A 20943-nucleotide genomic window follows, 5' to 3' on the forward strand; every position below is an offset into this window, starting at 1 on the left:
TCGTCGGCTATTCCATTACAAGGAGCCTCATATGTCCACCAAAAAGATGTCGCGCGTTCTCGCCGTTGCTGCCACCGCTCTCGCCATCGGCGCGGGCGCCGCTTACGCCGCTCAACCCGCCGCTCAACCCGCCGAGCAGGCGCACGGCGGCCCTGGCGGCTGGCACGGCCACTTCATGAAGGAACTCACCCAACTCCACGATCAGCTGAAGCTGAACGCGGATCAGGAAAAGTTGTGGCAAAGCGCGCTCGATACGATGAAGCAGAATCATGAAGCGATGCGCGCGAACCACAACCAGGCTCACGACCAGTTCAAGGCCGCGCAGCAGCAGCCGATCCTCGATCTGAACGCGATGGCCGCGACGCATCAGCAGATCGAGCAGAAGGACGCGCAACTGCGTCAGCAAACCACCGACGCATGGCTCAAGTTCTATAACGGCCTGAACGACCAGCAGAAGACCACTGTCAGCACGGCGATCAAGCAGCGCTTCTCGCGGATGGAACAGCGTCACGAGAAGATGCGCGAGCGTTGGGAGCATCACCAAGGCGCGGCGTCGGCGCCGGCCGCTAATCAGTAAGCGGCGCGTTGCATCCGCGAGGCGTGCCAGGGAAGGCGCCTCGCAAATAGAAAAACGCCACGGAAGAGGTTTTCCGTGGCGTTGCCGTTTGGCGCTGCTCGCGGCTCGATCCGCTGGCCGCGGGCCCGCGCGAATCGACCGCTCGGATCAGCCGTTCAACTGGCCGAGATCGAACAGCAGCACTTCCGCGTCGTCGCCCTTTTCGAGCGTCACCGTGTCGACATCACTGAGCTTCGCGGCATCGCCCGCTTCGAGCACCGTGCCGTTCACGCTCAGCGTGCCGCGCGCGACGTGCAGATAGGCGAGACGCCCGGCCGGTATTGCGAAGGTCGCGTGTTCGGCGCCGTCGAACAGTCCCGCGTAGATCGACGCGTCCGCATGGATCGTCACCGAGCCGTCGCGGCCGTCGGGCGACGCGATCACGCGCAGGCGGCCGCGCTTGCTGTCGGCGTCGAAGCGCTTTTCCTCGTAGCCGGGCTGATCGCCCGCGCGGCGCGGAATGATCCAGATCTGCAGCAGATGCGCGGGTTCGTCGCGCGACGCGTTGAACTCGCTGTGCTGCACGCCGGTGCCCGCACTCATGCGCTGCACGTCGCCGGGACGGATCGTCGAGCCGTTGCCCATGCTGTCGCGATGCGCGAGCGCGCCCTCGAGCACATACGTGACGATCTCCATGTCACGATGCCCATGCGCGCCGAAACCCTGGCCGCCGGCGATGCGGTCTTCGTTGATCACGCGCAGCGGTCCGAAGTGCACATGCTCGGGGTCGCGGTAATCGGCAAACGAGAAGCTGTGATACGAGTCGAGCCAGCCGTGGTTGGCGTGACCGCGTTCTGCGGAGCGGCGAATCTCGATCATGGAAAGTCTCCCGGTAAGTACTCAATCAGAGCGATGCGAGGAATGTAGGGGCTGCGTGCCCACTAAACAATCGTGCGCGACCGCACCGCAGCGTTCCATCGCTGCATGCAATCGCACGCACGACGCGGCCGGCGAGCTGACCGCGCGGAAAGGCGGGCGCCCGGATGCCCGGCGCCCGCAAAACCGCGCCGGCGTCGCGCACGCACAACGCGCTGCGCGGCGTCTTGCCGCTCGCTGCCGCCCCGCACTGGCAGCTTGCCGCTCTTCGGGTAAAATACCGCGCTTTTCAAGCCGCGTGGACGTCCCGCGGGACGTGCGGCCGCGCGGGCAAGCCTCGCCGGGCCGGCCGCAACCGGTGCGCGACGGGCTCCGACTCGGCGCCACACCCGCGCGAGGCACGTCCGGCAAGCACCGAACGCACCGGAACAGCGCACCACGTCGGACGAACCGCCCGCGCAAGAACGACGAGCACGCGGCGACAATCCCTGCGGCACGGCAATTTTGACCGCCTAGAATAGCGACCGTCGGCCCTCGGCCGGCGCTCGTCGGGTCGAGTCATCACGACGATCAGATTGGTTCAGGAGAAACATGAAGAAGTTCGCACTGTGCGTGGCTCTGGCAGTCATGGCCACCGGCGCGATGGCGAAAGAATGGAAAACGGTGCGCATCGGGGTCGACGCCAGTTATCCGCCATTCGAATCGAAGGCGCCTAATCGCGACATCGTCGTGCAAGTGGCACCGAAGGTGACAACCGAAGGTGGCAATACCAGGCAGTAGATTCAAAACAATCCGAGACGAAAGTCCCAAAAGCGCGCTGCAGGAGCCACCAACGTTCCTGCGGCATGATTTGCACAGCGGCACGCTGTGCGCCGCGGATCACGGCGAGCCAGGCGCTCGACCCCGACGCGGCGCATCGCGGGCCGCGTCTTTCGCGGTGCGCGAGAAACGCATCGTCGAGGACTTCCTATGTTCCTTCAAGGCTACGGCCCGCTACTCCTCAGCGGCACCTGGCAAACCGTCAAGCTGGCGGTGTTCTCGCTCGCGCTCGCGTTCGTGCTCGGCCTGCTCGGCGCGGCGGCGAAATTGTCGAAGAACCGCCTGTCGAACGGCATCGGCACCGTCTACACGACGCTCGTGCGCGGCGTGCCCGATCTCGTGCTGATGCTGCTGCTGTTCTATAGCATCCAGATCTGGCTTAACAACCTGACCGACGCGATGGGCTGGGACCAGATCGACATCGACCCGTTCGTGGCCGGCGTCGCGGTGCTCGGCTTCATCTACGGCGCGTACTTCACCGAGACGTTCCGCGGCGCGTTTCTCGCGGTGCCGCGCGGCCAGCTCGAAGCGGGCGCGGCCTACGGCATGACGAGCTGGCAGGTGTTCTCGCGCGTGATGTTCCCGCAGATGATGCGCTTCGCGCTGCCGGGCATCGGCAACAACTGGCAGGTGATGGTCAAGGCGACCGCGCTCGTGTCGATCATCGGTCTCGCCGACGTCGTCAAGGCCTCGCAGGACGCCGGCAAGGGCACCCTGCGGTTCTTCTTCTTCACCCTGCTCGCGGGGGCGATCTATCTCGTCATCACCACAGTATCGAACTTCGTGCTGATGTACCTCGAAAAGCGTTACTCGACCGGCGTGCGAAAGGCGGACCTATGATCGAGATCATTCAGCAATACTGGCGCAACTATCTTTTCACCGATGGCTATCGCTTCACCGGTGTCGCAATCACGTTGTGGCTGCTGGTCGTGTCGATCGGCCTCGGCTTCTGCCTGTCGGTGCCGCTCGCGGTCGCGCGCGTGTCGAAGAAGAAATGGCTCGCGGGCCTCGTGTGGCTCTATACCTATATCTTCCGCGGCACGCCGCTCTATGTGCAACTGCTGCTGTGCTACACGGGTCTCTACAGCCTCGAGATCATCCGCAACAACGAGCTGACCAACGCGTTCTTCCGCGACGGCATGCACTGCACGCTGCTCGCGTTCACGCTGAACACTTGCGCGTACACGACCGAAATCTTCGCGGGCGCGATCAAGGCGACGCCTTACGGCGAGATCGAAGCGGCGCGCGCGTACGGCATGTCGTCGTTCACGCTGTACCGGCGCGTGATTCTGCCGTCGGCGCTGCGCCGCGCACTGCCCTACTACAGCAACGAAGTGATCCTGATGTTGCACGCGACCACGGTCGCGTTCACGGCCACGGTGCCGGACATCCTGAAGATCGCGCGCGACGTGAACTCCGCGACGTATCAGTCGTTCAACGCGTTCGGCATCGCCGCGCTGCTGTATCTGTGTATTTCTTTCGCGCTCGTGTGGCTGTTCCGCCGCGCCGAGCGTCGCTGGCTCGCTTACCTGCGGCCGCAAGGCAAGTAACTGCGCGTCCATAGACAAGCAAGCTCGTTAAGGATCCTGATGAACTCCAAGAAGCAGAAGCTCTTCGTCGACGAGCTTCACAAAAAGTACGGCGACAACGAAGTCCTCAAGGGCGTGTCGCTGAAAGCCAATGCCGGCGACGTGATCAGCGTGATCGGTTCGTCCGGCTCCGGCAAGAGCACGATGCTTCGCTGCATCAACTTTCTCGAACAGCCGAACGCGGGGCGCATTTTCGTCGACGGCGAGGAAGTGCGCACGCAGACCGCCAAAGACGGCGCGCTGCGCGTGTCGAACCCGAAACAGTTGCAGCGCGTGCGCACCAAGCTTTCGATGGTGTTCCAGCACTTCAACCTGTGGTCGCACATGAACGTACTCGAGAACATCATCGAGGCGCCGGTGCATGTACTCGGTCTGAAGCGCAAGGAAGCCGAGGACCGCGCGCGCGAATATCTGGAGAAAGTCGGCCTCGCGCCGCGTCTCGAGAAGCAGTATCCGTCGCATCTGTCGGGCGGCCAGCAGCAGCGCGTGGCGATTGCGCGGGCGCTGGCGATGCACCCGGATGTGATGCTGTTCGACGAACCGACCTCGGCGCTCGACCCGGAGCTCGTCGGCGAAGTGCTCAAGGTGATGCAAAAGCTCGCCGAGGAAGGCCGCACGATGATCGTCGTCACACACGAAATGGGCTTCGCGCGCAACGTGTCGAACCATGTGATGTTCCTGCACCAGGGCCGCGTCGAGGAAGAAGGCCATCCCGACGAAGTGTTCAAAAACACGAAAAGCGAGCGTCTGAAGCAATTCCTGTCGGGCAGTCTCAAGTAATAAAAATTGCCCCGCGACTTACGATGCGAATAACATCGAAAATGTAGTCAATGTAGTTTTACAAGGCGCTTACGAGCGCCTTTTTCATTTCTACCGCGCCCTTCCCCCGGCCATTCGAACGACGAAAAGCGCCGAAAATCCCACAAAACGGGCTATTCCGGCCTGGTTTTCGCCCTAACCTGCCACTTTTGACTCGTCAATAGTGACAATCCTTAATGCGTCCCCTTCTGAGCCGCGCTTCCCTTGCCGGACAAGGCTCTGCGCCATTTTCCGAGGGGTTCCTCCGGGTTCCGCCGCACATTCGTATTGCAATTTGGCGACACCGCCTGTGGACGGTACTAATTTCTTCTCCCAGTTAAAGTTATTTTTGATAAATTGGTAACCAAAGTAGCAAAACAAAGTTGATTAAAAGTAGTTTCACTTCAAAACACAGAGGAGAACCGGTCGGCGTGGGATCGGCATGACGCAAAGATAGCTCGACGCTACATGTCATGGCAGGAGCACCCCTATCCACCCGCCACTCTCCCCTGGTACCGCTTTCTGTTCGGCGCTGATCGCGTCCGAACACCACTCGCAGTACTGGGTTTCTTTTTTTGACAGGGTATGGAGGAGAAGATGAAGAAAGCTTTGCTCGTCGCTGCGCTGATGTCGGCCGGCGTTGTTGCACACGCTCAGAGCAGCGTCACGCTGTATGGCCGTTTGGATGCAGGTCTCGAGTACATGTCGGGCGTCCCGACCGGCGCTAACGCCAACGGCGCGGCCAACACCAGCTCGAACCGCTTCAAGGCGGAAAGCGGCGACTGGGGCACCAGCCTGTGGGGCATGAAGGGTGTCGAGGACATCGGCGCTGGCAACAAGATTCTGTTCCAGTTGGAAGGCTCGTTCAACACGATGACGGGCGCGGGTCCTGGCGGCGGTGGTCTCTTCAATCGCTGGGCAACGGTCGGCATTTCGAACGACCAGTTCGGTACGTTCACGATGGGCCGCATGCTCTTCATCTCGAACGGCGTGTGGGACTTCGACCCGTTCGGTCAGTCCGACTGGTCGTCGGCATCGCTCGTGCGTGGCCGCAACTGGCCGCAGTCGAGCAACAACTTCGCGTACCAGTCGCCGAAGATCGCGGGCTTTGACTTCTACGGTCAATACGCGCTGTCGAACGCGACGAGCTGGAACGGTAACGGCACGACGCCGCAAGGTCGCGAAGCTGGCGCGCAGGTCACCTACACGACCTCGCTGTTCCAGATCCGCGGTCTGTACGACGAAATTCGCAACCCGACGACCGGCGGTTTGTGGGGTGGCCCGGTCGCCAACAACGGCATCAACACGGCTAACACGAGCAACGGCGTATTCGCGGCATCGCGCGAGTACTCAGCTCTGGTGAACGTGTTCCTCGGCCAGTTCAAGATTCAGGCCGCTTACCAGGCAGTCCGCTCGGCAGGTGCGACGAACGTTGCTCCTGGTCAGCCGACCACCCTGGATCACGAATGGGGCGGTGTGACGTGGCAGGCAACGCCGGCTGCAGCGCTGATCGCGGCGGTCTATCACGTGAACGGCAACAACGGCGCGGGCAATGCGACGATCTACACGGTTGGCGGTTCGTACAACCTGTCGAAGCGCACGCTGCTCGACCTGCAGGCGGCAACGGTGCGCAACAGCCGCAATGCTAACTTCGGTCTGAACGCGAACAATGCGGGCTTCGCCGCTGCAACGGACAACCCGCTGCAAGGCCGCCAGCAAACCGGCGTGTACGCAGGTATCCAGCACTCGTTCTAATCGAACGGTGCGCCCCGAGGGTCACACCTCGGGGTGTAACACAGGTTTCTTCAAGAGAATCTTTTTCACGCTGCTGCGAGAGGCGCGTATCGGTGCAATATCCGCAAGGGTATTGCACCGTTTTTTCTTCGGCGGCCGAATTTGAGTTCTTGCGCGCACCGGGCCGGTGCGTGCTTGCGCGGCTTTAGACGGCCGCTTCGTTCTCTTCGCCGGTACGGATGCGGATCACGCGCTCGACATCCGCGACGAAGATCTTGCCGTCGCCGATCTTGCCGGTGCGCGCCGCGCCGATGATCGCGTCGATGACCTGATCGCACTGGCTGTCCGCGACCACGACTTCGATCTTCACTTTCGGCAGAAAGTCGACCACGTACTCCGCGCCACGATACAGCTCGGTATGCCCTTTCTGGCGGCCGAACCCCTTGACCTCGGTAACGGTCAGGCCGGTGAGGCCGACTTCCGCGAGCGCCTCGCGCACTTCGTCGAGTTTGAACGGTTTGATGACTGCGGTGATGCGCTTCATGGCGACCTCGTCTCTTGATGGGAAGAGTGAAAAGGGAAAAGATGATTTTTATTCTACGCCGCGCCGGATGCATTGCGGCATCCGCGCGCGGGTGCCGTCTTTCACTCCACCGGTTCGGTGTAGCGCGACGTGATCGGATAGCGCCAGTCGCGGCCGAACGCGCGATGCGTGACGCGGATGCCGATCGGCGCCTGACGGCGCTTGTACTCGTTGATTTTGATCAGGCGCGTGACCCGTTTCACGTCGTCGACCCGATAGCCAGCCGCGATGATTTCCGCGAGCGAACGGTCCTCCTCCATGTACATGCGCATGATCGCGTCGAGTACTTCGTATTCGGGCAGGCTGTCCTGGTCGGTCTGGTTCTCGCGCAGCTCGGCGGACGGCGCACGCGTCAGGATCCGCTCGGGAATCACGTCGCGCTTTGCAAACGTCGTGGCGGCGTTGCGATAGCGGCACAGCCGGTACACGAGCGTCTTCGCGATGTCCTTGATCACCGCGAAGCCGCCGGCCATGTCGCCGTACAGCGTGCAGTAGCCGACCGCCATCTCGCTCTTGTTGCCGGTGGTCAGCACGATCGAGCCGAATTTGTTCGACAGCGCCATCAGCAGCGTGCCGCGAATGCGCGCCTGAATGTTCTCTTCGGTCGCGTCTTCGGCGCGGCCCGCGAACTCTTCGGCGAGCGACGCGCGAAACGCATCGAACATTGGCGCGATCGCGATCTCGTCGTAACGCACGCCGACGCGGCGCGCCATCTCGGCGGCGTCGGTCGTGGAAATGTCGGCCGTGTAGCGCGACGGCATCATCACCGCGCGCACCTTGTCGGCGCCGAGCGCGTCGCACGCAACGGCCAGCACGAGCGCCGAATCGACGCCGCCCGACAAACCGATCAGCGCGCCCGGAAAACCGTTCTTGCCGATGTAGTCGCGCACGCCCATCACGAGCGCCGCGTACACCTGCGCTTCGATCGACTGCTCCGGCGCGATCGCGGCCGGCAACGGCTTGCCGTCCTCGAACTCGACGATCGCCGTGGCTTCCTCGAACTGCGCGAGCTTCGCGACGAGTGCGCCCTGCGCGTCGAGCACGAACGAGCCGCCGTCGAACACGAGTTCGTCCTGCCCGCCGACCATATTCACATAGACCATCGGAATGCCCGTCTCGCGAATGCGCGCGCGCAAGATGTCGAAGCGCACCGCTTCCTTGTTCAGGTGATATGGCGAGCCGTTCGGAATCAGCAGCACCTGCGCGCCCGCGGCCTTCGCCATCTGCGCGGCCGACGCATGCCATGCGTCCTCGCAGATCACGACGCCGTACTTGATCCCATCCAGTTCGAACACGAACGGCTGCGGGTCCGCGGCGAAGTAGCGCTTTTCGTCGAACACCTCGGTGTTCGGCAGATCCTGCTTGCGATAGGTGCCCTTCACTTCGCCGTCGACGATCAGCGACGCCGCGTTGAAGGTATCGACCGGCGGCACGCCGCGCTCGATCGGCGCGTTTGCATTAACATGGCCGTTCGCCGCGTTGTGCACGAGCTTGTGCGCGAGGTTGTCCGACCCGTCGCGCAGCGGATGACCGACGATCACATGCAGACCGGTGAACGGCTTCAACTGCGCGGCGAGATCGGCCAACGCGGCCGCGCTCGCGGTATAGAACGCGGGGCGCAGCAGCAGGTCTTCGGGCGGATAACCCGACAACGCGAGTTCAGGCGCGACCAGCAGCTTCGCACCATCCCTGTGCGCGGCGCGCGCGGCGGCGACGATCTTCGCGACGTTGCCGGCGAAGTCGCCGACGGTGACATTGATTTGAGCAAGAGCGATTCGGGTCTTCATGGCAGGATCGACAGGCAAGCCTTCACGGCTCGCGGTACCGCGGCTCGATGGCTCGACGGAATTGAACAAACCGGATAAACGAACTCAACGAACGACGTGGCAGCTTCAGCTTCATCGCGCCGCGCCGGTCATTGCAAACAGTCACTCAGATTGAACCAGCAACGTATCGATTATCGCACGGGCATTCTGGCATCGCCCTCCGAGGTGGACGCCGCCGAGTGGAACGCCCTCCTTGCCGCGCAGCCGCAGCCCACGCCGTTTTTGCGGCACGAGTTCCTGAGTGCGCTGAACGCGACGCAATGCGCGGTTCCCGACACCGGTTGGGCGCCGCAATTCGTCACACTGACCGACGCACGCACGGGCAAGCTCGCGGCGGCGGCCCCCGTCTATCTGAAGGGTCACTCCTACGGCGAGTACGTGTTCGACTGGGCCTGGGCCGACGCGTACAAGCGCAACGGCCTGCCCTACTACCCCAAGCTGCTATGCGCGGTGCCGTTCACGCCGGTGCAGGGCAACCGCCTGCTATCGGCGAACGAGCACGCGTTGCGCCATCTCGCGGCCACGTTGATGGCGTTCGCCGAGCAGGCCGAGGTGTCGTCGCTGCATGTGCTGTTTCCGACGCAGAGCGAAGCCGACGCGCTCACCGATATCGGCATGATGCAACGCGAAGGCGTGCAGTTTCACTGGCTCAACGACGGCTACCGCGACTTCGACGACTTCCTGTCGACGCTCGAACAGAAGAAGCGCAAGAACATTCGCGCCGAACGTCGCAAGGTGCACGAGGCCGGCATCACGATGCGGCGCATCCGCGGCGAAGACATCAAGGATGCCGACTGGCGCTTCTTCAGCAAGTGCTATCGGCAAACCTATCGCGAGCATTTTTCGAGTCCGTATCTGAACCTAGATTTCTTCCGGATGATCGGCGCGTCGATGCCGGAGAATCTGCTGCTGGTGATCGCCGAATATGAAGGCAAGCCGATCGCGAGCTCGCTCGTCGTCTATCAGCGCGACGACAAAACCGGCGGCACCTTGTATGGCCGCTACTGGGGCGCGCTCGAACACGTGCCGTGCTTGCACTTCGAAACCGCGTACTATCAGCCGCTCGAATTCTGCATCGAAGAAAAGCTCGGCGCATTCGAGGGCGGCGCGCAGGGCGAGCACAAGATGGCGCGCGGCTTTCTGCCGACGGTCACGCGCTCCACGCATTGGCTCGCGCATCCGGCGTTCGCCGATGCGGTCGGCCATTTCCTCGACAACGAAAAGAACAGCATTCACGCATACGTGGACGAGCTGCGCGAACACAATCCGTTCAAAGGCTAGAAGCGCGGTTATGGCGTGGTTTCTCTATCTGCTCGAATGCTCGGACGGCAGCGTCTATACCGGCATCGCTACCGATGTCGCCGCCCGCTTCGACAAACACGTGAGCGGCACGGGCGCGCGTTATACGCGCTCGCGCAAGCCGGTGCGGGTGCTGGCGTCGTTCGAGCTGGCGGACCGCTCGAGCGCGTCGAGCGCCGAGTATTGGGTCAAGCGGCTCACGGCCGCCGATAAGCGGGCGCTCGCGGCCGGGGTGTTCACGCTGCAGTCGGTGTTGCCGGCGGTGGCAGTGAACGACGCCGCTGACGACGGCGCGAGCTCCGACGGCTGAGTCGTGCTACCCCCTCGCCTCCCGCATCCTCTCTGTCAACAGCCGATGCACGCGCGCGAGCTCGCCCACCACATCCGCTTCCAGCGACGTCAACCGCTCGCGCGCGGGTAACTCGAGCCGCACTGGCCGCAACGTGCGGTTCAGCGCGGCCTCGATCGCCGCGCTCATCGCCACGACCCATTCGTCGAGTTCGCTATGCACGTCGCGACGGTTCGCGGTAAGGCGCAACTGCGTCGCGGTGCCGGCCATCCGCCGCAGCAGACTCAGCACCGTCAGCGTGACGGTATCGGCCATCGAGTCCTCGAGCTTTTCTAGCCGCACGCGGCCGATCGCTTCTTCCGCGTTGTTGCTGGTGAGACCCGCGGCGCGGCGCAATTGCTCGATCTCCTTGCCGCTGTGCCGCGGCGCTTCGAGCGACGCGCGCAGATACGCGAGATTCGCGCGCACCGCGTCGCCGAGATAGACGCGCAGGTCGAGCTTCTCGCGCGTCGGCCACAGAAGGAAGGTCGCGACGAGCGCGAGCACGCAGCCGAGCACGTTGTTGCCGAGCCGCGTCAGCGCGAACGACAGTTCGTTGGCGCCCGGCGTCGCGAAGTCGGCGACGAGCACGAAGGTCGGCGTCAGGAACAGCACGAACAGGCTGTAGCTGACGGGGCGCAGCGCCATCGTCGCCATCACGAGCGGGAACACCGCGAGCGAGATGCCGAGCGGCGAATGAATCGCGTAGCCGATCGCCGCCGCGAGCACGCCGCCGACGATACTGCCCGCCGCGCGTTCGATGCTGCGCGGCCAGGTCGCGGCGATCGACGGCTGCAGGATCAGAAGAGTGGCCATCGTCGCCCAATAGCCGAACGGCAGACCGAGCGCCCGAATCACGACGAAGCCCGCGGTCGTCGTCACGCCGACACGCGCCGCATGGCGCAAGCCGACCGACTGCCACGACAGGTTCGCCTTCAGCGCCGACCACGCGCGCGCCGTATAACGCGCGACGCATGCGCTCCACGGCTCGGCATGCACCTCACGCGGCGCGAAATCGACGAGCTCGAAACCGGATTGCAGCTTCACCGGTTCGAGCAGCGCGCTTTCGAGCCGATGCGCGAAACGCCGCAGACGCGCCTGCGGCTGCGCCAGACGTTCCCAGCGCGCGTCGCCGGTCGCGCTGCCGATGTCGCTCAGCACTTCGCCGATCGCATTGAGCAGGCGCACCGCGCGTTGCGTGCGGCGCGGATCGTCGGGCACTTTCTCGCCCGCGCCCGACACCGCGATCAGATAAGCGAACAACGCTTCGCCATCGGTCAGCAAGCCGAGCAGCGTGTCATAGACGGCCGCGCCGCCCGCTTTCGATGCAGGCACGTTCGCGAGCGCATCGCGCGAGCGTTCGAGCGACGCGCGCGCATCGGCGCGAAAGCGCGCGGCATGCGTGGCCCATTCGCGCGGCGCGGCTCGTCCGCCGACGAGCCGCGCGCTATCGAACGCGATATCGGCGAGGCGCAGATACACCGTGCGCAGCGACGCGCGGCTCGCGCCGAACGGATGGATGCGCCACACGGTCAGGCTCAGCACGATCGCGAACAGACAGCCGAGCAGATAGACGCCGAGAAACTCGACACCGGCTCGCGCGTCATGCATCGGCCGATCGACCATCACGACGCAAGCGGTCGCCGCGAGGATCGTCACCTGCGACGTGGCCGCGCCCCAGATGCGGCCGAACGCGCCGAGCGTCGTGAACGCGAGCACCGCGAGCGCGGCCCACGCGGTGCCCGACGCGGATGCGAACGCGGCGATGCCCCCGCACAGCGTCGACAGCAGCGCGAAGCCCATCATCGACATGAAGCGCGCGCGGTTCGAGCCGGCCGCATCGGCGAGGCAGGTCCAGAACGCGCCAATTGCGGCCCACGCGAACACCGGATCGTGCAGCACGTTGCCGAGCGCGAGCATCGCCGTCGATGCGCACGCGGCCCTCAAGCCCTCCGACAGATTCGCCTCGCTCGCCGCGAACGACACCATCCAGACCGGCCGCTTGCGATAGATCGCGCTGACGACCGAATTCAGCCGGGTCGACCAGCGCGGCGATGTCGAGTGGGACTTGCTGCGGTTCATCATCCGGATAGTGCTCGTTGAAGTGATGGAAACGCGCGTGGATGCCGTGAGTTCGCGCGCGAGCTCGTGCGGCGAATGATAAGGGTTTACACCTAAATATAAAAATGCGTTCCGTTCATCGAAGCGATGCGTTCAGGTTATGCGCGCCGCAAAGCGCATAAAAAAACCGCGCGGTCCTTGCGGACTGGCGCGGTTTTCGTACTGCATGCAGCGAGCGGATGAACCGTGGTGCGCTTACTTCTTGTAGTTCGCCACGCCTTCGCTGATTTCCTTGTGGGCGGCATCGACGTCGGCCCAGCCTTCGACCTTGACCCACTTGCCCTTCTCGAGCGCCTTGTATTGCTCGAAGAAGTGCTTGATCTGGTCCTTCAGGTAAGCAGGCACGTCGTCGACCGACTTCAGGTTCGCCGTCATCGGGCAGATCTTGTCGTGCGGCACGGCGATCAGCTTCGCGTCGACGCCCGATTCATCGGTCATCTGCAGCATGCCGAGCGCGCGGGCACGCACGACCGAGCCTGCCAGCAGCGGGAACGGCGTGATTACCAGCACATCGACCGGATCGCCGTCGCCCGACAGCGTCTGCGGAATGAAGCCGTAGTTGGCCGGATAGCGCATGCCGGTACCGATGAAACGGTCGACGACGAGCAGGCCCAGCTCCTTGTCGGCTTCGTACTTCACCGGGTCGCTCTGCGCCGGGATTTCGATGATGACGTTGAAATCGTGCGGAAGGTCTTTGCCTGCGGGAACGTGATTGAAGCTCATGAGCGCTCTCTGAAGGGGATGGAAATCGGAAGGCGGCGAACGGCGCGCGGGCTGCGGATGCGGTGCGAACTGCGTGCGAACCGCGAACGCCAGGCCCTGAAGCCCTCTCGCCCCGAACGACGGGGCCGCGCACCGGACCGTACGGAATGCGCCATTATAGCCAATCGGCAGGTGGCATCCGCGGTCGGATCGGCGCGATAATCGTCTGGCGAGTCTCGCTTAGCGTCTCTACCGTTTTGTGTCTCCCCTTCGAACCCGCGCCGCCGCACGCCGGCCGCACGTCAACAAGGAGCATGCATGGAAGAAGCACGGCATTTCATCGGCGGCGAGTGGTGCGCCGCTTCCGGAGGCGAATCGATCGCCGTACTCGATCCTTCGGACGGCCAGCCGTTCACGCGCATCGCGCGCGGCACCGAGGCCGATATCGACACCGCCGTGCACGCGGCGCGCCGCGCGTTCGACGGAGCCTGGGGCGCGCTCGCCGCCGCCGAGCGCGGCCGTGTGCTGTACCGGCTGTCGCTGCTGGTGGCCGCGCGCCAGGAAGACCTCGCACAGCTCGAAGCGCGCGACACCGGCAAGCCGCTCAAGCAGGCGCGCGCCGACGCCGCCGCCCTCACCCGCTACTTCGAGTTCTACGCCGGCGCGGCCGACAAGCTGCACGGCGAGACCCTGCCCTACCAATCCGGCTACACGGTGCTGACGATTCGCGAGCCGCACGGCGTGACCGGCCACATCGTGCCGTGGAATTACCCGATGCAGATCTTCGGGCGCAGCGTCGGCGCGGCGCTCGCGACCGGCAATGCGTGCGTGGTCAAACCGGCCGAGGACGCGTGCCTTTCCGTACTGCGTGTCGCCGAACTCGCCGCCGAAGCCGGCCTGCCGGCCGGTGCGCTGAACATCGTCACCGGCTACGGCCACGAAGCGGGCGCCGCGCTCGCGCGCCATCCGGGCATCGATCACATCTCGTTCACTGGCTCGCCAGACACCGGCAAGCTCGTCACGCAGATGGCCGCCGAAAACCACGTCCCCGTCACGCTCGAACTCGGCGGCAAGTCGCCGCAAATCGTCTTCGCCGACGCCGATCTCGACGCCGCGCTGCCGGTGCTGATTTCCGCGATCGTGCAGAACGCCGGGCAAACCTGCTCGGCGGGCAGTCGCGTGCTGATCGAGCAGGCCATTTACGAGCCGCTGCTCGACCGGCTCAGCAGCGCCTTTCAGGCACTGCGCGTCGGGCCGTCGAAAGCCGACCTCGACTGCGGGCCGCTGATCAGCGCGAAACAGCAGCAGCGCGTGTGGGATTTCCTGTCGGACGCGCAACACGACGGCATCGCAATGGCTGCGCACGGCGAAGTGATTCCCGAAGCGCCTGAAAGCGGCTTCTACCAAGCCCCGACCTTGCTGCGCGATGTCCCCGCGAGCCACCGCCTCGCGCGCGACGAAGTGTTCGGCCCGGTGCTCGCCGCGATGTCGTTCCGCGACGAAGCCGAAGCGCTCGCGCTCGCGAACGGCACGCAGTTCGGACTCGTCGCCGGTATCTGGACACGCGATGGCGCGCGCCAGATGCGGCTCGCGCGACGCGTGCGCTCGGGCCAGGTATTCATCAACAACTATGGTGCGGGCGGCGGCGTCGAGTTGCCGTTCGGCGGCGTCAGGCATTCGGGGCATGGCCGCGAGAAAGGCTTCGAGGCGCTGTATGGCTTTACGGTGCTGAAGACGATCGCGATCCGCCACGGCTAGCGAAATCCGGCAGGGCTCGCTCGCGATCAGCGCGACCAGCGCGTTACATGCAGCAACGCATCGCTCTATCCATCACAAACAACGGAGACATCATGCGGTTGACAGGTAAAACGGCCATCGTCACGGGCGGCGGTTCGGGTTTCGGCGAAGGCATCGCGAAGACCTTTGCGCGCGAAGGCGCGAACGTCGTGGTCAACGACCTCAACGGGCCGGCCGCCGAACGCGTCGCGAGTGAGATCGCGATTTCGGGCGGAAAAGCGATCGCGGTGCCCGGCAACGTCGCGCATCGCGACGACTGGCGCACGCTGCGCGAAGCCGCGCTGGAAGACTTCGGCAGCGTGCAGATCGTCGTCAATAACGCGGGCACTACGCATCGCAACAAGCCGGTGCTCGAAGTGACCGAGGCCGAGTTCGACCGCGTCTATGCGGTGAACGTAAAGAGCATCTACTGGAGCGTGCAGGAGTTCGTGCCGTATTTCCGCGGGCAAGGCGGCGGCAGCTTCATCAATATCGCGTCGACGGCGGGCGTGCGGCCGCGGCCGGGGCTCGTCTGGTACAACGGCAGCAAGGGCGCGGTGATCGTCGCCAGCAAGTCGCTCGCCGTCGAACTCGGGCCGCAGCGGATTCGCGTGAACTGCGTGAATCCGGTAATCGGTGAGACCGCGCTGCTGTCCGAGTTCATGGGGGTCGAGGATACGCCGCAGAATCGGCAGAAGTTCCTCGCGGGGATACCGCTCGGGCGGTTTTCGACGCCGCAGGATATTGCGAATGCGGCGCTGTATCTGGCTTCGGATGAGGCGGAGTTCATTACCGGCGTGTGCCTCGAAGTGGATGGGGGGCGCTGCGTGTAGTGGTGGGTCTGACGCTGCGCACGCGCTGCGTGCGCAGTCAGTGTTTTCCCCCAATATCGATTCGTCGTGCAAATGACCTGGCGCGGATAGAATCGACCGGCGGTGGCATTTCAATTCCATAACAAGAGGAGACACAGTCATGGCTAGTCCTGCAGATCCGCTCCACCATCCCGGCGCTGGCGCGCCGCCTTCGACGTTCGAAGAGGCGACTTATCGCAAGGTTACCTGGCGGCTCGCGCCGCTGTTGATGCTGTGCTACATCGTTGCGTATCTGGACCGTGTGAACGTCGGTTTCGCGAAGCTGGGGATGAGCACGGATCTTGGCTTGAGCGATGCGGTGTACGGCTTCGGCGCGGGGATTTTCTTTATCGGCTATTTCATCTTCGAAGTGCCGAGCAACGTGATTCTGCACAAGGTCGGCGCGCGTGTCTGGATCGCGCGGATCATGGTTTCGTGGGGCGTGATATCGATGCTGACGATGTTCGTCACCACGCCGACGATGTTTTACGTGATGCGCTTTTTGCTCGGGCTTGCCGAGGCGGGGTTCTTTCCTGGGATTATTTTGTATCTCACCTACTGGTATCCGGCGCATCGGCGTGGGCGGATGACGACCTGGTTTATGACGGCGATTGCGCTGTCTGGGGTGATCGGCGGGCCGGTGTCTGGGTACATCCTGAAGAACTTCAATGGCGTGAACGGGTGGCACGGGTGGCAGTGGCTGTTTCTGCTCGAAGGGATACCTTCGGTGCTGGTTGGGATCATCGTGTTCGTGGTGCTCGACGATCGGATTTCGAGCGCCAGGTGGCTTACCCGGGAAGAGCAACAGTTGCTCGAGAGTCAGGTGTCGGCCGAGGAAGCGACCAAGCACGATATGCCGATTCGGCAGGTACTCACTAACGGACGGGTGTTGATGTTCAGCCTCACCTACTTCTCGTTTGTGATGGGGCTTTATGGGGTGAGTTTCTGGTTGCCGACGATCATCAAATCGACCGGCGTTACCGATGCGTTTTTGATCGGCTTGCTGTCGGCGGTGCCGTTTGCGGCGGCTGTCGTGGCGATGGTGTTCGTTGCGCGGAGTGCGGACCGGTCGAGGGAACGGCGGTGGCATATTGCGGTGCCGGCGTTTCTTGGTGCTGTGGGGCTCGTGCTTTCCGTCGTTTGGACGCATAACACCGTGCTTGCTATGACCGGATTGACGCTGGCTACGATGGGCATCCTCACTACCCTGCCGTTGTTCTGGAGTTTGCCTACGGCGATTCTTGCTGGAACCGGGGCGGCCGCGGGGATCGCGATGATTAATTCCATTGGGAACCTGGCGGGGTTCCTTAGTCCTTATGCTGTGGGGTGGTTGAAAGAGGTTACCGCGGCTAATGACTCAGGGATGTATATGCTCGCGGCGTTCATGGTGCTCGGCGGTTTGCTTGCTATTAGTGTGCCGGCGAGGATGGTTAATAGATGAAACAGACTCGCAGATGAGCAAAGCCCTGGCGGTCTTTCTGCGCCAGGGCTTTTTGTTGCCATGGGTACGAGCTTCCAACCATCGAATGGCCTGCCAGATCAGTCGTCATCGTCCCCGTGATGACGGTGCTCCCAGCCCCTGTGCCAGCCATGGTCATGGCGCCAGTGCCTGTCACGGTCGTCGTTGTACTGGTACCCGTAGCCGTAACCGTAGCCATAGGCCGGAGCAGGCACGTACGTCACGGGTGGCGCCTCGTAGACCACCGGAGGCGGCGCGACATAAACCGGCCCCGGCGCGCCAAGGTAAACACCAAGGTCGACATGAGCCAGCGCAGCGCTGGAAGCGCACGCAGCGCAAACGCCTGCAATCCACAAAATGAAGCTGCGCTTCATGTTTCTCTCCCTGTTCGCTGGCATCGGTTGTTGATGCGATTTAGCGATATCGATTGTATGTGTGGCTCTGGTTGGCAAATAAACGTGAAGTGTCAGTCTGGTAACCGTTTGTAAGGCCTCGTGCCCTCCAGTTCTCCGCGTGCTTACGAAGCACTCAGAGAATCGCCATAGACATGCACCCGCTCACCAACCTGAACGGTAGGCTGATTGTCGTAGTTGAAGTTTCGATAACTGCCATCCTGCATCCTGACTTGGACCTGGTAGGTGGCAGCTTTGCGTACCGCATGTTCGATGCCGTTACCGGCAAGGCCGCCGCCAACCGCACCCGCTATCGTCGCCAGAACACGGCCGCGACCTTGACCAACCTGATTGCCCAGCAGCCCGCCCGCCACCGCACCGCCTACCGCACCGAGTCCGGTGGTCGGCTGCTGCGTTTGGACCGCGTTGACCGCGACGACTTCACCTGCATCAGGGTCGACGGCAACGGGTCGAGATGGCGGCTGCGTGGCATCACGGTAACTATCGTCATGCGCGTATGTGGGCGCGGGCGACGACGCACTGCTGTGGTGGGGATGAACATGGGATTCGCTCACCGTGTTGGTCCGCGTGCCTTGTTGCTCCGCATACGGTTTAGCCGAGTCGAGCGGCGTGCTGGCCGGCTTCACCGCAACCGATGCAGTTTGCGACGGCGGCGGTGTTAGCGCTCGGGATGTCGGAAGCAGACCGGTCATTGCGGCAATGCCGGTGCCGCTGGCGAGAATCACAGCAACGGCAGCTCCGGCGACCAGAGGATGAATGCGGCTGCGCGCGGATGAATCGGAAGGCAGGTTGGTGGTCATTGCTGGCTCCGTGGTATGTGCCTGCAAGAACGCCGATGCCATCGAGTCGGTGGACCCGGCTATTGTGAGATGTGTAAGCAGTTGTAGTTCGCCGGGTCACCGCTGACATCCAGATCGACTTATAGAAAAAACAATGGCCGGTCTCCCGGCCATGATCGATTGGGCCCGCGAAAACTTCCGCGTCAATCCTTTTCCGCGCTCCGTCCCGACTGCGACTGCGCCGCTGGCATCCTCCGGTAAATGGTGTTCCGCGACACGCCAAGCGCACGCGCCGCCGCCGAAACGTTGCCGCCGTACCGCGCCAGCGTCATCGCGACGACTGATGCGGCGACATCCTGCAGCCGCGCGCCGTCGCGTACCGACGCTTCGCCTGTGGCAAGCGCGTCCGCATTCGCAACGTCGGCGACGGCCGATACGGCAGAGTCACCTTGACCTGCGCCGTCGTCGCCACAACCCGCACCACGAACATCCTCCAAAAAATCATCCGGCAAATGCGCCCACCGGATCACCCCATCCTCTTCCGCCATCGCCGCCGCAGTCCGCAGCAGATTAGCCAGTTGCCGGCAGTTACCCGGCCACGCATGCCGCCCGAACGCCGCCATCACATCAGCCGCAACGCTAAGCGCCTGTCGCCCCCCGCTTTCCACTGATTCCCACTGCAGCATCTTTTGAACGACGACCGCCAGATCGCTCCGCTCGCGCAACGCCGGCAACCGAACCGCAAGCCCGTTGATCCGATAGTAGAGATCCTCACGAAACTGATTCTGCGCAATCATCTCGCGCAAGTTGCGGTGTGTCGCGCAAATAACGGAGACATCGACAGGAACCGACCGCATCGCCCCAAGCGGCGTCACCATCCGCTCCTGCAAAACACGCAGCAACCGCACCTGCAACGAATACGGCATATCCCCAATCTCATCGAGAAACAGCGTGCCTCCATTCGCTTGCATCAGCCTGCCGATCGCCCCTTTACGCCGCGCGCCGGTAAACGCCCCCTCTTCATACCCGAACAGCTCGGATTCGATCAGCGACTCTGGAATTGAAGCGCAGTTGACCGCAATAAACGGCCCATCACGTCGCGGCGAATCGTTGTGAATCGCCTGCGCGAGCAACTCCTTGCCGGTACCGGTCTCGCCGGTGATCAGAATCGGAATATCCTTGCCGAGCACCTTGCGAACCTTCGCAATCAGTGCGGACACACGAGCATCACCGGTATCGAGATCGCTGAGCCGCGATAGTCCCGCAGCCGGTTGACGCGCATTCGCACACACCGGTCGCGGTGCCGCTGCACCCTGCACGTCAACCGCCCCGCGCTCCAGCCCAAACGACGCCCGCCTGAACTGCCCACGTGCGCAAACCACCGCACCGTTGTGCAGATTCAGCATCAGATGCGGCGCAACGCCATGCGTCAAACGGTCGATCAGTTGCCCATACGAGATCTGAAACAGCGACGACAGCGTATGCGCGCGCAACGCAGCTAGCGACAAGCCCAACTGAAATTGCGCACTCCGGTTCGCGGACAGAAAGCGACCATCATCGGTAAACGCAATGATCCCTTCCATCAGCGTGCCGAGAAACTCCGGCCGTCCGTGAAAAGACACTTGCAGCACGTCGCGAAACGCAGTCGAGAACAGATGGTTTTCAATCATCTGCACCGACATCTTCGCGAGCGCCATCGTGTGCTGGTGATAGCTGCGGTGGTCGCCCGTCACGTCGAGCACGCCGATCAGATCACCATACGGATCGAGAATCGGCACACTCGAACAGGTCAGGAAGCGGTTCGCCGCCAGATAGTGCTGATCGCCATGAACGACCATCGCACACCCCTCGGCGAGCGAGGTACCGATCGCGTTGGTCCCTTGACGATCCTCGGCCCAGTTCGCGCCAGGCCGCAGCGCCACTTTTTCCGCGCGATGCAGAAAGTCGTCGTCGCCGATCGAATGCAGGATCAACCCTTCGGCGTTGGTCAACACGATCATGCTTTGCGTATTGACGATCTGCTCGCGCAGCGTCTCCATGACCGGCATCGCATGCGCGCACAGCACCTGGTTCTGCTCGCGCTTCAGCGCGAGGCCCGTGTCGGACAGGATGTCGTAATCCGGCCGGAACGATGCGCGCAGGCCGAACGTCTCGGAGCGTTCGTGGGCTTTCTTGATCGCCGGTGCGGGCCAAGCTTTGGAGCGGTTAGCCGCCGCCACGCTGACCGGATGAACGTCTTCGCGCATTGTCTCCTCCTTGGTGCGCCCGGCTCGTGCCGGACGCTTTTGATGCGTGTCGACAGAATACTCCGTTTGCCAGTCCGCCCGACGCCCGCCGTGACCCCGCGCGGGCCCGCATCGTTGATCTGCATCAGCGTCGGCCGAATCTGCGGCGATTCTGAACAACCGCTGCCCGCGCATCTGTTCCGAAACGG

At 63.3% G+C, this 20943-nt stretch carries 18 protein-coding genes and 1 pseudogene; 11 read left to right on the plus strand and 8 right to left on the minus strand.

The features are described 5' to 3' along the window. The first annotated feature begins 31 nt into the window (after positions 1-31). Positions 32-577 (plus strand): periplasmic heavy metal sensor, encoded by a 546-nt coding sequence (locus tag AB3X94_RS32785; protein WP_368613687.1) that lies wholly within the window; start codon positions 32-34, stop codon positions 575-577. Positions 578-724: 147 nt separating this feature from the next. Here the strand turns inward: AB3X94_RS32785 and AB3X94_RS32790 are convergent, their stop codons facing one another. Further along, positions 725-1435, minus strand: a complete 711-nt coding sequence (locus tag AB3X94_RS32790) for a pirin family protein (RefSeq protein ID WP_176109248.1) — start codon at positions 1433-1435, stop codon at positions 725-727. 588 nt (positions 1436-2023) lie between these two features. Between AB3X94_RS32790 and AB3X94_RS32795 the strand changes: the two are divergent. From AB3X94_RS32795 to AB3X94_RS32815, 5 genes and pseudogenes are all read left to right on the plus strand, one after another. After that, a pseudogene (locus AB3X94_RS32795) lies at positions 2024-2161 on the plus strand (ABC transporter substrate-binding protein); the annotation flags it as partial. A 240-nt stretch (positions 2162-2401) separates the two neighbouring features. Further along, a complete protein-coding gene (locus AB3X94_RS32800; RefSeq protein ID WP_176109249.1) occupies positions 2402-3091 on the plus strand; it encodes an ABC transporter permease in 690 nt (229 codons plus the stop codon). Continuing rightward, positions 3088-3801, plus strand: a complete 714-nt coding sequence (locus tag AB3X94_RS32805; protein WP_018419774.1) for an ABC transporter permease — start codon at positions 3088-3090, stop codon at positions 3799-3801. Before AB3X94_RS32800 ends, AB3X94_RS32805 begins: the two co-directional genes overlap by 4 nt. A gap of 39 nt (positions 3802-3840) precedes the next feature. Then, positions 3841-4620: an ABC transporter ATP-binding protein gene (locus AB3X94_RS32810; protein WP_176109251.1), complete on the plus strand. Its 780-nt coding sequence runs from the start codon at positions 3841-3843 to the stop codon at positions 4618-4620. A 615-nt stretch (positions 4621-5235) separates the two neighbouring features. Next, positions 5236-6393: a porin gene (locus tag AB3X94_RS32815; protein WP_176109252.1), complete on the plus strand. Its 1158-nt coding sequence runs from the start codon at positions 5236-5238 to the stop codon at positions 6391-6393. Positions 6394-6577: 184 nt separating this feature from the next. Here the strand turns inward: AB3X94_RS32815 and glnK are convergent, their stop codons facing one another. Further along, positions 6578-6916 (minus strand): P-II family nitrogen regulator, encoded by a 339-nt coding sequence (gene glnK, locus AB3X94_RS32820; RefSeq protein ID WP_013088783.1) that lies wholly within the window; start codon positions 6914-6916, stop codon positions 6578-6580. A 101-nt stretch (positions 6917-7017) separates the two neighbouring features. Beyond that, positions 7018-8742 (minus strand): NAD+ synthase, encoded by a 1725-nt coding sequence (locus tag AB3X94_RS32825; RefSeq protein ID WP_176121204.1) that lies wholly within the window; start codon positions 8740-8742, stop codon positions 7018-7020. Positions 8743-8892: 150 nt separating this feature from the next. Here AB3X94_RS32825 and AB3X94_RS32830 point away from each other — a divergent pair, with 150 nt between their 5' ends. Together AB3X94_RS32830 and AB3X94_RS32835 are read left to right on the plus strand one after the other, a co-directional pair. After that, positions 8893-10062, plus strand: coding sequence for a GNAT family N-acetyltransferase (locus AB3X94_RS32830; RefSeq protein ID WP_176109254.1), 1170 nt, complete (start codon positions 8893-8895; stop codon positions 10060-10062). Between the two features lie 10 nt (positions 10063-10072). Next, positions 10073-10390, plus strand: coding sequence for a GIY-YIG nuclease family protein (locus AB3X94_RS32835; RefSeq protein WP_176121203.1), 318 nt, complete (start codon positions 10073-10075; stop codon positions 10388-10390). Between the two features lie 6 nt (positions 10391-10396). Here AB3X94_RS32835 and AB3X94_RS32840 read toward each other — a convergent pair whose 3' ends face one another. Together AB3X94_RS32840 and ppa are read right to left on the minus strand one after the other, a co-directional pair. Beyond that, positions 10397-12493 carry an FUSC family protein gene (locus AB3X94_RS32840; protein ID WP_368613688.1) on the minus strand — a complete coding sequence of 699 codons (2097 nt, stop codon included), beginning with the start codon at positions 12491-12493 and terminating at the stop codon, positions 10397-10399. A gap of 231 nt (positions 12494-12724) precedes the next feature. Continuing rightward, positions 12725-13252, minus strand: a complete 528-nt coding sequence (gene ppa / locus AB3X94_RS32845; RefSeq protein ID WP_013088778.1) for an inorganic diphosphatase — start codon at positions 13250-13252, stop codon at positions 12725-12727. Between the two features lie 297 nt (positions 13253-13549). Between ppa and AB3X94_RS32850 the strand changes: the two genes are divergently transcribed. From AB3X94_RS32850 to AB3X94_RS32860, 3 genes are all read left to right on the plus strand, one after another. Continuing rightward, complete coding sequence (locus tag AB3X94_RS32850) at positions 13550-14989, plus strand: aldehyde dehydrogenase family protein (RefSeq protein WP_176121201.1); 1440 nt, start codon at positions 13550-13552, stop codon at positions 14987-14989. Between the two features lie 92 nt (positions 14990-15081). Continuing rightward, a complete protein-coding gene (locus tag AB3X94_RS32855; RefSeq protein WP_368613689.1) occupies positions 15082-15840 on the plus strand; it encodes an SDR family oxidoreductase in 759 nt (252 codons plus the stop codon). Between the two features lie 139 nt (positions 15841-15979). Then, positions 15980-17299, plus strand: a complete 1320-nt coding sequence (locus tag AB3X94_RS32860) for an MFS transporter (RefSeq protein ID WP_368613690.1) — start codon at positions 15980-15982, stop codon at positions 17297-17299. A 98-nt stretch (positions 17300-17397) separates the two neighbouring features. Here the strand turns inward: AB3X94_RS32860 and AB3X94_RS32865 are convergent, their stop codons facing one another. The 3 genes from AB3X94_RS32865 to AB3X94_RS32875 all read right to left on the minus strand — a co-directional run bounded on the left by AB3X94_RS32865 (position 17398) and on the right by AB3X94_RS32875 (position 20755). Then, positions 17398-17691, minus strand: a complete 294-nt coding sequence (locus AB3X94_RS32865; RefSeq protein ID WP_176109260.1) for a hypothetical protein — start codon at positions 17689-17691, stop codon at positions 17398-17400. A gap of 143 nt (positions 17692-17834) precedes the next feature. Continuing rightward, complete coding sequence (locus AB3X94_RS32870) at positions 17835-18530, minus strand: glycine zipper 2TM domain-containing protein (RefSeq protein ID WP_368613691.1); 696 nt, start codon at positions 18528-18530, stop codon at positions 17835-17837. Between the two features lie 182 nt (positions 18531-18712). Further along, positions 18713-20755 (minus strand): sigma-54-dependent Fis family transcriptional regulator, encoded by a 2043-nt coding sequence (locus AB3X94_RS32875; protein WP_368613695.1) that lies wholly within the window; start codon positions 20753-20755, stop codon positions 18713-18715. Positions 20756-20943 lie beyond the last annotated feature (188 nt).

Origin of the sequence: Paraburkholderia sp. BR10923, assembly GCF_040948765.1 — a bacterium.
GTDB lineage: Bacteria > Pseudomonadota > Gammaproteobacteria > Burkholderiales > Burkholderiaceae > Paraburkholderia > Paraburkholderia youngii.

Coding starts and splice junctions, on each gene's coding strand:
- AB3X94_RS32785 (WP_368613687.1), top strand. CDS start 32: ATGTCCACCAAAAAGATGTCGCGCGTTCTCGCCGTTGCTGCCACCGCT.
- AB3X94_RS32790 (WP_176109248.1), bottom strand. CDS start 1,435: ATGATCGAGATTCGCCGCTCCGCAGAACGCGGTCACGCCAACCACGGC.
- AB3X94_RS32800 (WP_176109249.1), top strand. CDS start 2,402: ATGTTCCTTCAAGGCTACGGCCCGCTACTCCTCAGCGGCACCTGGCAA.
- AB3X94_RS32805 (WP_018419774.1), top strand. CDS start 3,088: ATGATCGAGATCATTCAGCAATACTGGCGCAACTATCTTTTCACCGAT.
- AB3X94_RS32810 (WP_176109251.1), top strand. CDS start 3,841: ATGAACTCCAAGAAGCAGAAGCTCTTCGTCGACGAGCTTCACAAAAAG.
- AB3X94_RS32815 (WP_176109252.1), top strand. CDS start 5,236: ATGAAGAAAGCTTTGCTCGTCGCTGCGCTGATGTCGGCCGGCGTTGTT.
- glnK (WP_013088783.1), bottom strand. CDS start 6,916: ATGAAGCGCATCACCGCAGTCATCAAACCGTTCAAACTCGACGAAGTG.
- AB3X94_RS32825 (WP_176121204.1), bottom strand. CDS start 8,742: ATGAAGACCCGAATCGCTCTTGCTCAAATCAATGTCACCGTCGGCGAC.
- AB3X94_RS32835 (WP_176121203.1), top strand. CDS start 10,073: ATGGCGTGGTTTCTCTATCTGCTCGAATGCTCGGACGGCAGCGTCTAT.
- AB3X94_RS32840 (WP_368613688.1), bottom strand. CDS start 12,493: ATGATGAACCGCAGCAAGTCCCACTCGACATCGCCGCGCTGGTCGACC.
- ppa (WP_013088778.1), bottom strand. CDS start 13,252: ATGAGCTTCAATCACGTTCCCGCAGGCAAAGACCTTCCGCACGATTTC.
- AB3X94_RS32850 (WP_176121201.1), top strand. CDS start 13,550: ATGGAAGAAGCACGGCATTTCATCGGCGGCGAGTGGTGCGCCGCTTCC.
- AB3X94_RS32855 (WP_368613689.1), top strand. CDS start 15,082: ATGCGGTTGACAGGTAAAACGGCCATCGTCACGGGCGGCGGTTCGGGT.
- AB3X94_RS32860 (WP_368613690.1), top strand. CDS start 15,980: ATGGCTAGTCCTGCAGATCCGCTCCACCATCCCGGCGCTGGCGCGCCG.
- AB3X94_RS32865 (WP_176109260.1), bottom strand. CDS start 17,691: ATGAAGCGCAGCTTCATTTTGTGGATTGCAGGCGTTTGCGCTGCGTGC.
- AB3X94_RS32870 (WP_368613691.1), bottom strand. CDS start 18,530: ATGACCACCAACCTGCCTTCCGATTCATCCGCGCGCAGCCGCATTCAT.
- AB3X94_RS32875 (WP_368613695.1), bottom strand. CDS start 20,755: ATGCGCGAAGACGTTCATCCGGTCAGCGTGGCGGCGGCTAACCGCTCC.